The sequence below is a fragment of the Psychroflexus aurantiacus genome (assembly GCF_010820555.1).
GTDB lineage: Bacteria > Bacteroidota > Bacteroidia > Flavobacteriales > Flavobacteriaceae > Psychroflexus > Psychroflexus aurantiacus.
Map to the genome: position 1 here is coordinate 32,926 of NZ_JAAIKD010000005.1, position 14,267 is coordinate 47,192.

The following is a 14,267-nucleotide window of genomic DNA, read 5'->3' on the forward strand; positions in this document are numbered from 1 at the left end:
AATATTCTTATCCTTATCTTTGGATTTTAAATCGGACATGAATTTAGTTGTAGACATTGGAAATACTCAAATCAAATTTGCTGTTTTTGATGGAGATCAGTTTGTTGAAAAAATAACGTCAAGTCCTGCTCAGGCTCCAAGCGCTTTACAGAGGATTTTAGAATCCTATCCCAAACTCACCCAAGGCATTATATCTTCAACAGCTGAATTACCTGAGGTATTGCGTGAAAATTTATCTGCAAGCCTGGAGCTTATTGAGTTTACACATCAAAGCAAGGTCAATTTTATCAATGCGTATAAGACTCCGGAAACTTTAGGACTAGACAGAATTGCACTGGTAGCTGCAGCAGCTTATCTGTTTCCCTCACAAAATGTACTGGTCATAGATGCGGGAACCTGCATTACGTATGATTTTATAGATGAAAACTCAATGTATCACGGCGGCGCTATCTCTCCTGGATTACAAATGAGGTATAAAGCCATGCATGCCTTTACAAAAAAACTACCCTTACTGAAAGAAGCTTTACCGCCCTCAGCTTATATTGGTAAATCTACTGCAGAAGCGATGCAAGTGGGAGTCTGTAAGTCAATTTGTTATGAAATTGACGGGTATATCGAAGATTATCTAGCTGATTATGAAGATTTAACAGTTGTTTTAACAGGGGGAGATTATAAATTGTTGTCAGCATCTATAAAAAATAGCATATTTGCGACTTCTAATTTCTTATGGAAAGGATTAAATAAAATTCTACAACTCAACTCAAATTAATGTTCACAAGATTTATTCTTTTATTTTCGATGTTACTTTTTGCAGCCCCTTCTGGTATAGCCCAGGAAGGTTCTTCATCTCCTTATTCTTTCCTGGGAATAGGCACCAAAGCCTTTAGAGGTACTGTTGAAAATAGGTCCATGGGAGGTTTAGGTATGTTTTCAGATAGTATTCACCTAAATTTAAAAAACCCAGCGGCTTATTCAGATTTGAGTTTAACCGCCTTTACAGCAGGTGCAACGGCCAATTCTGTAGAATTAAAAACAACTGTCAATTCGGACAATATCAACTACTTTACGTTCGACTACCTTGCCGTCGGACTGCCTTTCAATAACCTGGGCGTCGGATTTGGTTTAAAACCAAGAAGTGCTGTCGGGTATGAATTGCAGGAAATTACACCCGAGCGGATTTCCAGGTTTGAAGGTCGTGGGGGGTTAAATACGGTTTATTTTTCAGCAGGTTTTGAGCCTCTGAAAAACCTAAGACTTGGTGCAACAGCGAATTATCATTTTGGTGATATTGAGAATAAAACGGTTATTTTCAGAGATCGAGTTCAGTACCCTTCAAGAGAATTGAATTTTTCCTACATCAATGGATTTTCTTTTGAAGCCGGCGGACTTTACGATGTAAAGCTTTCCAATTCACTGACCTTAAAAGCCTCAGGACGATATGAAACGGGTTCTTCACTTAATGTTAATCGCCGACGGGAGTTGGCAACCATTCAAATAGGGCGAGATGATTCTGAGATTGTTGTCAATGAAATTGAACAGAATCCGGCAGATACTGAAATTGATTTACCTGAAATGTATGCCTTTGGTCTGGGTCTGGGTCAGGATAGAAAATGGTTTGTAGGCCTGGAATATGAAAATTATACCGCCGGAGATTTTTCATCTCTAAATTTTAATTTTGGAACAGAGGTTATTCAGAAAGAAGCCAGTGCGCTTAGACTGGGGGGGTTTTATATTCCAAGGTATAACGATCCCGTAAGCTACTTCAAAAGAATCGTTTTCAGGGCAGGAATAAGGTATGAAGAGACCGGTTTGGAGTATAAAGGAGAGGATATAAATGAGTTTGGCATGTCTTTTGGAATGGGTTTACCTGCAGGTCGACTTTTTACCAATGCCAACCTGGGAGTTGAATATTTTGAAAGGGGAACAATCTCAAATGCTTTGATACAAGAAAATTTTATCAGCGTGTTTCTGAGTTTTTCTTTCAATGACAAATGGTTCATTAAATCTAAATATAATTAAATACTTACAACTATGAAGTTCAAAATTGCTTTTACACTTTTAGGATTAGTGTTTGCTTTTAATGCAGCAAGTGCTCAAGACTGTAGAGTGACACTTAGTTTATTTAACGAAAGTGCCAAAGTAGAAAACTTTAGCGATGCTTATCCTAAGTATAAGGAATTGCTGGAAAATTGCTCAGATTACAACATTCTTATTTATCAGCGAGGTGAAAAAATGCTCGAAGAAATGATCGAAGTCGCCGAAACTGAGGAAAGAAAACAAGAATTGATACAGGAATATATCGATAACCAGACTATGCGCTTAGAAAAGTTTCCAAGCAAAACGAAAGCTGGAGATATATTCGCTGATATTGCAATGATCAAATACAAATACGAAGTGGGAACTTTGGAAGAAAGACTTGAGGCTTTTGAAGAAATTGTAGAAGCCGATAAAGAAAACTTTTCCTCACCGGTTGCTATATACGCTTATTTTAGAATAGCAAATGATCTAAATGATGCCGGAGAAAGAGATATTCAGTTTTTGTTTGACAAGTATGATCAGGTAATAGCGCTTATAGAAACACAGGAAAATGACAAGGCTTTGGAAGCTAAGCCTTTAATTGAAAAGCAGGAAGCTCAGGAAGAATTGACTTCCAGAGAGTCTAGAGTGCTTAAAAATTCTGAAATCTACTTAAGAAATTATACTAAAATTAAAGAAAGTGTAAATTCTCTATTAGGTTCTAAAGCAGACTGTGATAACTTGATTCCTCTATACAAGAAGAACTTTGACGAGAAAAAGGATGATGTACAATGGTTGAAAAACGCCAATGAAAGATTATCTGCGAAGGACTGTACACAGGACCCGTTATTCTTTAAAGTTTCTGAGGCTTTACATCAGAAGGAGCCTTCTGCAAGATCAGCTTATTCGCTTGGACAGTTAGCAGAAGCTGAAGGTGACAGAGCCAAAGCTTTGGAGTATTATAACGAAGCTGCTGAACTGGAAACCAGTGAAACCAGAAAGTCCAGAATATACTATAGAATAGCCAACAATTATAAGGATAGAGGCAGTTATTCTCAGGCTAGAAACTACTACAGGAAAGCTTTACAAAGCAAGCCGTCTTTGGGTGTAGCCTATTTGAAAATAGCCGAGATGTATGCTAAGAGTGCAAACGATTGTGGTGAAACGGTTTTTGAAAAAAGAGCGGTCTACTGGTTGGCTGCAGATTATGCAAGCAGAGCCGGACGTGTAGATCCATCTATTAGTGACAATGCAAATGCGGCAGCAGAAAGCTATAAAGCCAGAGCTCCGCAAAAGTCTGATATTTTCCAGGAAGAGGCTCAGGGCAAAAAAATCTCATTTTCCAATTGTTGGATAGGAGAAAGCGTCGTGGTCCCAAATCTCTAAAATGACAATTCAAAATTCATTTTTATACAAAGGCATTGCTGTATGTTTATTTCCAGCAATGCTTTTTTCTTGTGAGGGTAACCTTAAGGAAGTGAAGGCCATGGAAAAAGATTTCCTAGAACCTCAATCCAAAGTCTACGACCTCAACCTTTTTTATACCGATAGCGGAGCGGTAAAAGCAAACCTGAGAAGTCCGGAGATGCTGGACTATTCCAATAGAGAATTCCCGTTTAGAGAATTCCCTCAAGGTATAGAGCTGGATTTCTTTGAACAGGATTCCAGCAAGAATACCATTAGCTCAGACTATGCGATCCAGTACCTGGAAACAGGACTGATAGATTTGAGGGATCATGTGAAAATTGTCACCTCAGACAGTACAATATTGACAGGTCCTCAGTTATACTGGGATCAAAAGCGTGAATGGTTGTTTACCGACTATTCGTACAATTTGCAATTATCCAACGGCGCAAGAAACCAGGGCGAAGGTTTTGATGCTGACCAAAAATTTACTACTTTCAATTCAAGATCCAATACAGGAATCCAATACATACAAGAGTGATGAAATATTTTAAATACTTTGAGTTTGCTTATATCGCTTTCGCGATTTTCTTTATTATAGAGGCCATCCGTATATGGTCAGAAAGTGAAAGCAGAGCTTATCTTTACTTATTCTTTTCTGTACTGGCGATGTTTATGTTTTTCTTTAAAAGACGTTTCAGAAAAAAAATGGAAAATAAAAACAAGAAGCAATGAGCACAGAAGTTCTCGTTATTATTTTATGCCTATTGCTTTCCGCTTTCTTTTCAGGGATGGAAATCGCTTTTGTGTCCGCCAATAAGGTTCACATAGAGATTCAGAAAAACCAAACGGATATCATTGCCAGTGTTTTAAAGACACTGACGAAGAAACCTTCAAAGTTTATCGCGACCATGCTGGTTGGGAACAACATTGCTCTGGTGGTTTACGGCTTTTTTATGGGCGATTTAATCATGAACTGGTTTGAAGCCATGCAGCCTGTTCAAAATGAATTTCTCTCTTACTTTATCACCGAAGCCAGTTTGTTCACCCAGACTTTAATATCTACTCTGGTTATTCTATTTACAGCAGAATTTCTTCCCAAGGTGTTTTTTCAGATTTATTCCAATGTGCTTCTGAAGGTGTTCAGTGTTCCCGCCTTTATATTCTATTACCTGTTTAGCTTTATTTCCAGCTTCATCATTTGGATCTCAGACCTTATTTTGAAAAAAGTGTTTAAAATGGAAGGCGATAAAGTTCAGCTGAACTTCAGCAAGGTAGAACTGGGAGACTACATCAGTGAACAAATGGAGACCCTGGAATCCAAGGAAGATATAGATTCTGAAATACAAATCTTTCAAAACGCTCTGCAGTTTTCTGAAGTAAAAGCCAGGGAGGTCATGATACCTCGTAATGAAATTGTGGCTGTAGACCTGTCAGAAGACACCAAAAACCTGACCGAGATCTTCACCAGAACAGGCCTTTCCAAACTTCTTGTGTATAAGGAAAGCAACGATGATATTGTGGGCTATATCCATTCTTTTGAAATGTTTCGTCAGCCCCAGGACATTCAAAGCATCTTGATGCCTGTTGTTTTTGTTCCCGAAACCATGCTTGTCAAAGAGATTCTTAACGTCCTCATTAAAAAACGAAAGAGTATCGCTGTGGTAGTTGATGAATACGGAGGAACCAGCGGCATGATGACCGTTGAGGATATTGTGGAGGAGCTTTTTGGTGAAATTGAAGATGAGCATGATTCCGTTATTTTGGTAGAAGAGATCATCAGAGAAAACGTATATAAATTTTCTGCCAGGCTGGATGTGGATTACATCAACGAAAAGTATGACATCAACCTTCCGGAAAACGAAAATTATGAAACGCTGGGCGGGATGATCGTCAATACTACCGAAGAAATTCCCGACGTTGGTGAAGAAGTCATTATCGACCAATTCAAAATAGAAATCCTGGAGGCCTCCAATAAAAAAATAGACCTGGTGTCCATTAAAGTTACAACGGGGGAGTAGAAATCTGGAGTTTTAAAAAAGCGCCATTAAATCTTTATTTACAGTTCTTTCCGGCTACATCAAATGAATTAAATATTTTAAACAACAAGGTTTTATATATGGGCTAATTATCTTATTTTCGCCCCCTATATTTCTTAAAATACCCTAAAATGGCAATACTTAGTAAAATTAGAGAACGCACAGTGTTCCTCATAGTCATCATAGCCTTAGCTTTATTTGCTTTTGTACTTACAGACTTATTCAGAAACGGCGGTTTTTCTGGCGACAAAGCAACCAGCGTCGTGGGTGTGATAGGTGATGAAGAAATAACCCGAGAGGAGTTTGCCGTCCAGGTCGAAAGTATCGTTCAGCAGAGTCAAGGGAGAGTGAGTGCTCTGCAGGCTGCAAAACAAGCCTGGGAAAATAACCTAAGCAGAACCCTGCTCAATCAGGAATTTGATAAATTAGGACTTGAAGTTGGCGCAGATCAAATAACGGATGTAATGGCGCAGCAGCTGGCAGGGGATCCCAGATTCTCTAACGAAGCAGGCTTTTTTGATGAGGCTAAACTAAAGCAGTTTATCGCTGAGCTAAAACTGACTTCCCCAGAGCAATATCAGCAATGGTTGAATTTCGAGAAATCTATGGCGGTTAATGCCAAATCTCAACTTTACTTCAATATGATCAAAGCCGGGGTATCAGCTACACTTCTGGAAGGCGAGCAGATCTACCACCAGGAAAACGATAACCTTACGTTTGAATTTGTCAAAATCCCTTACAGCGAGGCCGAAGAAGTTGAAGTGACCAAATCTGATATTCAATCCTACATCAACGACCATAAAGAGCGTTTTCAGCAGGAAGCCAGCAGAGATTTAGAGTATGTTGCTTTTGAAGAAGAGCCTTCAGAAGAAGACAACGCTTTAGTTTTGGCTGAAGTTGAAAAACTGATGATAGGTGAGGATACAAATTTCAAAACAACAGAGGGTGTTGAAGAATTTGTTGCTGTTAATTCAGAAACCCCTTACAACGACATGTATGTCTTTGAATATAACTTAACAGGAGAATTTGCAGATGAAATTTTGGATTTGGATATCAATGAAGTCTATGGTCCTTATTTTGAAAACGAAAGCTATAAACTGACTAAACTTCTTGAGCGCAGTCAAAAACCAGATTCAGTAAAAACAAGCCATATCCTTGTGACTTATGAAGGTACACGTGTGGATGGATCTGTTACCAGAACTAAAGAAGAGGCACAAAGCCTGGCAGACAGTATAACTTCTGTAGTCAGAAGAAATTCAGGAAAATTTGCCGAATTGGCCGAAGAATTTTCATCAGATCGCCAAAGTGCTGCCAATGCCGGAGATTTAGGCTGGATTACTTACGGAGCATTGGTTCCGGAATTTAATACTTATGTTTTTGAAGAAGCAAGGGCGAATAGCTACGGCGTTGTAGAAACGGACTTTGGTTTCCATGTGGTGTTCGTGGAAGATAGAACTTCTCCAAAAGACGTAGTGAAACTGGCTACGGTTACCAAAACCGTAGAACCAACAGAGAAAACCTTAAATGAACTCTACCGTTCTGCCAGTAAATTTGAACTCGCCGCTAAAGAAGGAGATTTCCGTGAAGAAGCAGAAGCTGTAGAAAAAACGGTAAAACCTGTCAGCGGAATTAACAAACTCGATGAAACCATTCCAGGAGTGGGAAGACAAAGATCGATTGTGAAATGGGCTTTTGAAGAGGAAACCAAGGTTGGTGATGTTAAGAGTTTTGACACAGGTTCGGGTTACATCGTTGCAAGAGTGACCAAGGCCACTAAAAAAGGCTTAAAATCTCCGGAAGAAGCTTCTGCGGTAGTCACGCCAATTCTAAGAAAGCGCAAGCAGGCGGATAAAATTATTTCTCAGATTGAGGGGAATGACCTTGCTGGTGTAGCTGCTGCATTTGGACAGACCGTTCAAAAAGCGACTTCTATCAATATGAGTAATTCTATCATTCCGGGAGGAGGCAGAGAGCCTAAAATAGTGGGTGCTGCATTCGCTATGGAAGTGGGAGATGTTTCTCAGCCATTACAAGGGAATACAGGCGTTTATTTGATAAGTCTTTTGGAAAAGAACAAAGCAGAAGCTTTACCATCTTATCGCTCTGTGGCCAAGCAGGAGACTGAGGCAAGAACGCGTAACCTGCTGAACCCAAGAAACAGCCCGATCATTGAAGCCTTAAAGAACAGCAAAGAGATTGAGAAGAATATTCATTTGATCTACTAAAAGTTAGAGAGAGAAACTAAAATAGAACGCCCTGTTACAATCTGTAACAGGGTTTTTTTTATAAAGACATGTCTTCGAAGCGGAGGATGGTGTTCAGGCCTTTATTCCTGAAGTAGTCCCTAGGATCTGTTTCACTTAATACCATGACAAAATCTCCTCCCCAGGCACCAAGGCTTTTGATGCTGCCCTGAAAATCGGGGAATAATCTGGACTGAACCGGGCTTATCTGTAGAATTTCAGAAAGATAGTCTTCATGGTTATTCATCAGTTCCTGAGCGTTCTTTAAGGATTCCACCTCCTGAAAGTCGTGAGTGATCTTGTTTATTTCTGAGATAGATTTCTCCAGACCCTTAGGTCTTTTTGTTTTATAGTTAGCAATGGCTTCGCGGCTGTTTTGCTTTTCTTCCAGAAAAACAAAATAAATATTTGCTTTGATGGCTTCAGGTATGCTTGCGGCTTCTACTTTAGGGAGGCCGTCTTCAAGCTGATAAACCAATGCGGAGTCTGAATCGGCACAGGCAATGTCATAGCCACTTCCACCAAAGGTGTTGGCCAATAACAGATAAGGATCCACATCAGCCCACTTTGCCAGGTTAGCGATAAGCGTGGAAGAGGTGCCTAGTCCCCAGTTTTTTGGAAATTCGAGATGCGTTTTAAACTGATAATTTCGAGTAAAAACAGTAGGGTTCAACCGGTTGATTTCTCTCAACACCTGAAAAAGCCGGTTTTCAACGTCTTCCTTTCCTGTCCAGGGGGTATTGATCACCTGAAGGAGATCAAATTCGACATCTAACCATACTCGATTGTGATGATCATAGCTCAGCCAGTGCGAAGTGTCGCTTTCTGATGGAGTCACGTTTAAATGCTGTCCAAACTTACAGGGTATTGCTAAAGCTTTGGCACCATCCAAAACCAGATATTCGCCTGTGATTAAAAGCTTGCCGTGACTGTAAAACTTCTGAGTATCCACTACCTACGCATTTTTTCAAGTAAATTAATCACTTCTGAATGGGTGACCGTATGGGTTTTAAAATGGTCGACAGCTTTCGCTCTTTCGGTTTCGTTAGCCTCAAACTGATTGAGAATATTCATCAGGTGCATCTTCATATGGCCTTTTTGAATTCCTGTAGTCACCAATGAATTGACCGCAGCAAAATTCTGAGCGAGCCCGGCCACTGCAGCAATCCTCATGAGTTCTTCTGCAGAGGGATGATTGAGCATGGCCATGGATAATTTTACAAGCGGATGCAGGCTTGTGAGTCCGCCAATGGTTCCTAAAGCCAGAGGGACTTCAATCCAAAACCTGAAGATTCCGTTTTTGATATTTACGTGGGTCAGACTGCTGTAATGTCCCTTCCTGGCGGCAAAGGCGTGCACCCCAGCTTCCACTGCTCTAAAATCGTTGCCAGTGGCCAGTACAACGGCATCAATACCGTTCATAATCCCTTTGTTGTGAGTCACGGCTCTATAAGGTTCTATCTCTGCAATTTTGATGGCTTGAGAAAACTTTTTTATAAACTGCTCTGCTTCCTCCTGTGTTTCTCCAAGTTCTGAAACGGGACAGGATACTTCAGCCCTAACCAGGCATTCCGGAACATAATTGGATAAAATGCACATGATGACTTCCGGGAAATCGCCTTCAGAAGTAAACAGGCTGTGCGTTCTGGCTTCAGCTTCCAGGGTTTGACCAAACTGCTCCAGACAGGAATTGATAAAATTGGCCCCCATAGCATCTACGGTTTCAAATGTGCAGTAGAGCTGAAAATAATGCTCAAGATCCTCGGTTTTGTCGATGAGCTGAATGTCTTTAATACCGCCTCCTCTCTTTTCCATGTTTTTGGTAATGGAAGCCGTATCTGAGAACAATTTTGGCTTAATGCGTTCAAAAAATAGGTTTAGCTGTTCTGAATCTCCACGATAATTGAAATGCACATGGCCCACTTTGGTGGTTCCAAGGATTTCAGTTTTAAAGCCACCTTTGTCCAGCCAAAATTTAGCGGCCTTACTGGCGGCTGCAATCACAGAACTTTCTTCAATGGCCATAGGGACGGCATATAGTTTTCCGTCTATATCAAAGTTGGGAGCAACCCCTAAGGGCAGGTAGTAATTGGAAATGGTATTTTCTGTAAATTCGTCGTGAAGCTTTTGTAAGGCTTCATCTGAATTCCAGTACTGTTTGATGATGGCTTCTGCCCTGGGATAATCTGACAAATAATGAGTGGCCAGCCAATCTATTTTTTCGAGTTTGGTTAACTTGGAGAAACCTGAGATTTGAGACATTTGAATTCTTTAAACGATTGAATCACAAAGATACACTTCATTACTTATAAGCGGCTTTATCAAGCGTATACAATTTTTCAGCACGATTATTTATGCAGTCTTTGTTCACAAGCTGTTTAATTTGAGTTTTTAATAGGAAAAGAACGTGATTTTTGATGTTTTTTTAGTAAAATTGATCTCCAAAAATAAAACCATGAATAAAGTAAAAATCATATTAAGTCTGTTGGTCATTTTTATGACGGGCTCAATGACTTCATTGTCTGCTCAAACTAAGGAAATAAGCTTGGAGGATATTTGGAGCGGGGAGTTTAGTCAGGAGCGCATGCAAAATTTACAATCTTTAAAAGATGGCGAATCTTACATTGTTCAGAATTATGACAGATCCACTCAAAATATGAAGATTGAGGTCTTTAGCTATAAAACCGGAGAAAAAACGGCTAATCTTTTAACGAGCAATTCTATTCCGGGTCTGTCTGTTTTTCAAACCTTTTCCTTGAGTAAGGATGAAACCAAAGCGCTTTTGGGAACCGATGTGGAGTCGATTTTCAGACGTTCTACGAAAGGTATTTATTATGTATATGATTTGGAGACCAAGACATTAACCCAAATTGATGATGTAAAAATACAATCGCCTACCTTTTCTCCGAATGGAAAAAAAGTGGGATACGTGAAAGACAATAATATTTTTTATAAGAATCTTGAAACCAATACCACTGTAAAAGTCACCACCGATGGTGAAAAAAATAAAATCATCAACGGTGTTACAGACTGGGTGTATGAAGAAGAGTTTTCCTTTGTACGTGCTTTTGAATGGAACCCAGGCGGAACTAAAATAGCTTATTTGAAATTTGATGAAACCAAGGTTCCGGAATTTTCTATGGACTTGTATGGGATTTACGGAGAGGACCTGTATCCAACCCAGGAGGTTTTTAAGTACCCTAAAGCCGGAGAAGACAATGCGAAAGTAAGTCTCCATCTCTATGATTTAGACAGCAACACCAATTCTGCAATAAACCTGGAGGTTCCTGAATACCTGCCCAGGTTAAAATGGACCGAAGATGAAAATCTGTTTAGTGTTCAAAGTTTAAACCGACATCAAAATGAACTCAAGCTCTATTTTGTGGATGCTGATACCAAAGAAGCAAGACTAGTTTTAACTGAAAAAGACAAAGCCTATGTGGACGTTACAGACGACTTAACTTTTCTGAACAACAATAGTTTTATCTGGACCAGTGAGAAAGATGGCTGGAAACATATTTACCATTATGCTGAAGATGGAAGCCTGATCAACCAGGTCACAAGCGGAGCCTGGGAGGTGACGAATTATTACGGATTTGATGACAAGTCAGGGCGAATTTATTTCCAAAGTACAGAACAGGGAAGTGTTAATCGGGATGTGTATTCCGTTTTGGCTAATGGAAAAAATAAAGTAAGACTGACTCAAAACACAGGAACCAACAGAGCAGATTTCAGTGCAGACTACACGTATTTTGTCAATACATTTACCAACACGACCACCCCTGCGGTGTATACCTTGCATAGAGCAAAAAACGGAAAACTTGTAAGAGAAATCAAGGATAATTCAGCTTTGCTTGAGAAACTGGATAACTATAATTTATCACCCAAAGAGCTTTCTACGATAGAGGTTAATGGATATGAACTAAACACCTGGATGATAAAGCCGCCAAACTTTGATCCTGAAAAAATCTATCCTTTATTGATGTTTCAATATTCCGGTCCAGGTTCACAATCGGTTTCTAATACGTTTTTTGGCACCAATGACTACTGGTATCAGATGCTTGCTCAGCAAGGTTATATTGTAGCCTGTGTGGATGGAAGAGGGACAGGATTTAAAGGCAGAGATTTCAAGAAAATAACTCAGGAACAGCTCGGTAAATACGAGCTTGAGGATCAGATTTCTTCAGCTAAACTTTTTGGAGAAAGAGACTATATCAATGCAGACAGGATTGGGATTTGGGGATGGAGTTACGGAGGATTCATGTCCACCAACGCTATCTTCCAGGCAAATGATGTGTTCAAAGCAGCTATTGCGGTTGCACCGGTAACCAGCTGGAGGTTTTACGATACGGTTTATACCGAACGTTATATGACAACTCCCCAGGAAAACCCTTCGGGTTATGACGATAATTCGCCGATTACCCATGTAGACGAATTCGATAAAGGAAATTATCTGCTGGTTCACGGTAGCGGAGATGATAATGTACATGTGCAAAATTCCATGCAGCTCATAGAAGCTTTGGTTCAGGCCAATAAACAATTTGACTGGCGAATTTACCCGGACAAAAACCATGGAATTTACGGAGGGAATACTCGCCTTCACCTGTACACATTGATGACTAATTTTATTAAAGAAAACCTATAATCTATATGGAAGCCACAGTTAAACCAGCCTATCAAAAAGAATTATTTGGCCATCCAGCAGGTCTTTACATTTTGTTTTTTACAGAGCTTTGGGAACGTTTTTCCTATTATGGCATGCGTGCTATTCTTACGCTGTATATGCTTGCCAAGGTGAGTTCAGAAAATCCCGGTCTGGGCTGGGAAGAAGGAAAAGCGCTCGCTATTTACGGATGGTATACCATGCTGGTGTATGTGGTTTCAATTCCAGGAGGAATTATAGCAGATAAAATCCTGGGACAGAAGCAATCAGTCATGATTGGTGGCTGGCTTTTGGTTGCCGGACACGGGGTATTATCTATCGAACAGGACTGGGCTTTCTACTCGGGTCTTTTACTCATCATACTCGGTGTCGGAATGCTGAAACCCAATATTTCTACCATGGTCGGCGGACTCTATAGAGAAGGAGATGCAAGACGTGACAAAGGATTTTCTATATTTTATATTGGTATCAATGTTGGTGCAGCAGTAGCGGCCATTTTGGTGGGCTATATCGCTTCAGAATACGGATGGCATTACGGATTCGGTCTTGCGGCCATAGGAATGGTTTTGGGCCAGCTGGTTTATATATTTGGACAGAGATTCCTTACGCATGTGGGAAACAAGCCTAGCAGTTTAATCCATGCCGAAGAATCCTCCGTGTCTATCAAGGACATATTTCAAGATATGCTTTCTACTAAAAAATCACTTGTAGTACTCGTTCTGCTGGTTGCTTTGTCTTTTGTGATTCCTCTACAATTTATGGAAACTGAAGTTACAGCTTACATTGTGTTTTTCATTTTCCTGTCGGTTGTAGTAGGTTTCATGATGACCGTTTACGAAGATTTGAATGGCAAAATTGAAAAAGACCGGTTTATCGTTTTGCTGCTTTCCTTTTTAATCGTAATTGTCTTTTGGGGCGCTTTTGAGCAGGCCGGTGGCTTATTGAATATTTATGCTCAGCAAAAAACAGATCGATTTTTACCGGTCTTTGATTATACAGTACCCGCAGCCTTTTTCCAGTCCCTTAACCCAACCTATATTATTTTATTTGGAATTCCCGTAGCCTGGTTTTGGAGTCGTATGAAGAAAAAAGGGAAAGAAGCCTCATCTATTTTCAAAATGGCCATAGGGGTGATTGTCATGGGTCTTGGATTTGTCTTTATGGTATTTGCTACTTTACAGTACGAAGCCAACGGTGAATCTGCGATTTACTGGCTTATTTTTGCTTATTTACTACACACCATAGGAGAACTCTCTGCCTCGCCCGTAGCCTTGTCATTCATAACGAAACTCGCCCCTTTGCGTTATGGCGCTTTGATGATGGGACTTTATTTTGCGGCGACAGGCCTTGGTAATAAAGTAGCAGGAATTATAGGGGAATCTTCGCAGGCCGAACGCATTGAGATTGAACTTAGTGCAGATCAAAATCAACTCCTACAGTTTGTTGCCAACGAAAATCCTGAAGAGGTTTTCCAGAACAATAAAGCCTTTACCATAGAAACACAGCTCTATACAACTGCATCGGGTGAGGTTGTCTTTGAAGAAGTCAGTACAAATGAGGAAATCAATTCTATATTTACTTACGAAGGAGATAAGTCTAAGTCTGAATTGCTTAGCAGGATAAAGCCTTACAGTACTTCTGAAGATAACAAGCTGCTGACTTACTTAAAGTTTGATTACCAGGAGGGCGCATATCAGGGAAGAATAGAAATAGATCAGTTCCAGACCGATCTTGAATTTCAAACCTTCATGGGCATTGTGATTTTCACTGTTGCTTTTGGAGTCTTAGTTATTTTACTGCTCAAACCCTTAAAACGACTGACTCACGGTGCTGAAGAAAAAGAAGTCGAAGGTCTTGAAGCGGAAGGCTTCGAAATTGCAGATGATGAAGTAAAATAAAAGA

Annotated in this window: 11 protein-coding genes; 9 read left to right on the forward strand and 2 right to left on the reverse strand. The window is 40.0% G+C overall.

Features of this window, described 5'->3' with window-relative positions; genetic code table 11:
• The first annotated feature begins 37 nt into the window (after positions 1-37).
• From G3567_RS09680 to G3567_RS09710, 7 genes are all read left to right on the forward strand, one after another.
• The gene (locus G3567_RS09680) at positions 38-769 is read left to right on the forward strand and encodes a type III pantothenate kinase (RefSeq protein ID WP_164005137.1); all 732 of its coding nucleotides are present in this window, start codon (positions 38-40) and stop codon (positions 767-769) included.
• Positions 769-2,019: a lipid outer membrane transport protein FadL-like protein gene (locus G3567_RS09685; protein WP_164005138.1), complete on the forward strand. Its 1,251-nt coding sequence runs from the start codon at positions 769-771 to the stop codon at positions 2,017-2,019. Before G3567_RS09680 ends, G3567_RS09685 begins: the two co-directional genes overlap by 1 nt.
• A 12-nt stretch (positions 2,020-2,031) precedes the next feature.
• The gene (locus G3567_RS09690) at positions 2,032-3,402 is read left to right on the forward strand and encodes a hypothetical protein (RefSeq protein ID WP_164005139.1); all 1,371 of its coding nucleotides are present in this window, start codon (positions 2,032-2,034) and stop codon (positions 3,400-3,402) included.
• Between the two features lies 1 nt (position 3,403).
• Positions 3,404-3,961, forward strand: coding sequence for an LPS export ABC transporter periplasmic protein LptC (gene lptC / locus G3567_RS09695; RefSeq protein WP_164005140.1), 558 nt, complete (start codon positions 3,404-3,406; stop codon positions 3,959-3,961).
• Positions 3,961-4,155: a hypothetical protein gene (locus G3567_RS09700; RefSeq protein WP_164005141.1), complete on the forward strand. Its 195-nt coding sequence runs from the start codon at positions 3,961-3,963 to the stop codon at positions 4,153-4,155. Before lptC ends, G3567_RS09700 begins: the two co-directional genes overlap by 1 nt.
• A complete protein-coding gene (locus G3567_RS09705; RefSeq protein WP_164005142.1) occupies positions 4,152-5,441 on the forward strand; it encodes a hemolysin family protein in 1,290 nt (429 codons plus the stop codon). Before G3567_RS09700 ends, G3567_RS09705 begins: the two co-directional genes overlap by 4 nt.
• A 149-nt stretch (positions 5,442-5,590) precedes the next feature.
• Entirely contained in the window at positions 5,591-7,684 is a 2,094-nt protein-coding gene (locus G3567_RS09710) for a peptidylprolyl isomerase (protein WP_164005143.1), read from the forward strand.
• Positions 7,685-7,742: 58 nt separating this feature from the next.
• Here the strand turns inward: G3567_RS09710 and G3567_RS09715 are convergent, their stop codons facing one another.
• Together G3567_RS09715 and G3567_RS09720 are read right to left on the reverse strand one after the other, a co-directional pair.
• Entirely contained in the window at positions 7,743-8,654 is a 912-nt protein-coding gene (locus tag G3567_RS09715) for a GYDIA family GHMP kinase (protein WP_164005144.1), read from the reverse strand.
• Positions 8,654-9,964, reverse strand: coding sequence for a hydroxymethylglutaryl-CoA reductase, degradative (locus G3567_RS09720; RefSeq protein WP_164005145.1), 1,311 nt, complete (start codon positions 9,962-9,964; stop codon positions 8,654-8,656). The genes G3567_RS09715 and G3567_RS09720 overlap by 1 nt, the downstream gene beginning before the upstream one ends.
• A gap of 193 nt (positions 9,965-10,157) precedes the next feature.
• On the opposite strand from G3567_RS09720, the gene G3567_RS09725 reads away from it, so the two are divergent.
• Entirely contained in the window at positions 10,158-12,347 is a 2,190-nt protein-coding gene (locus G3567_RS09725) for a S9 family peptidase (protein WP_164005146.1), read from the forward strand.
• Positions 12,348-12,352: 5 nt separating this feature from the next.
• Positions 12,353-14,263, forward strand: a complete 1,911-nt coding sequence (locus tag G3567_RS09730) for a peptide MFS transporter (protein ID WP_164005147.1) — start codon at positions 12,353-12,355, stop codon at positions 14,261-14,263.
• Positions 14,264-14,267 lie beyond the last annotated feature (4 nt).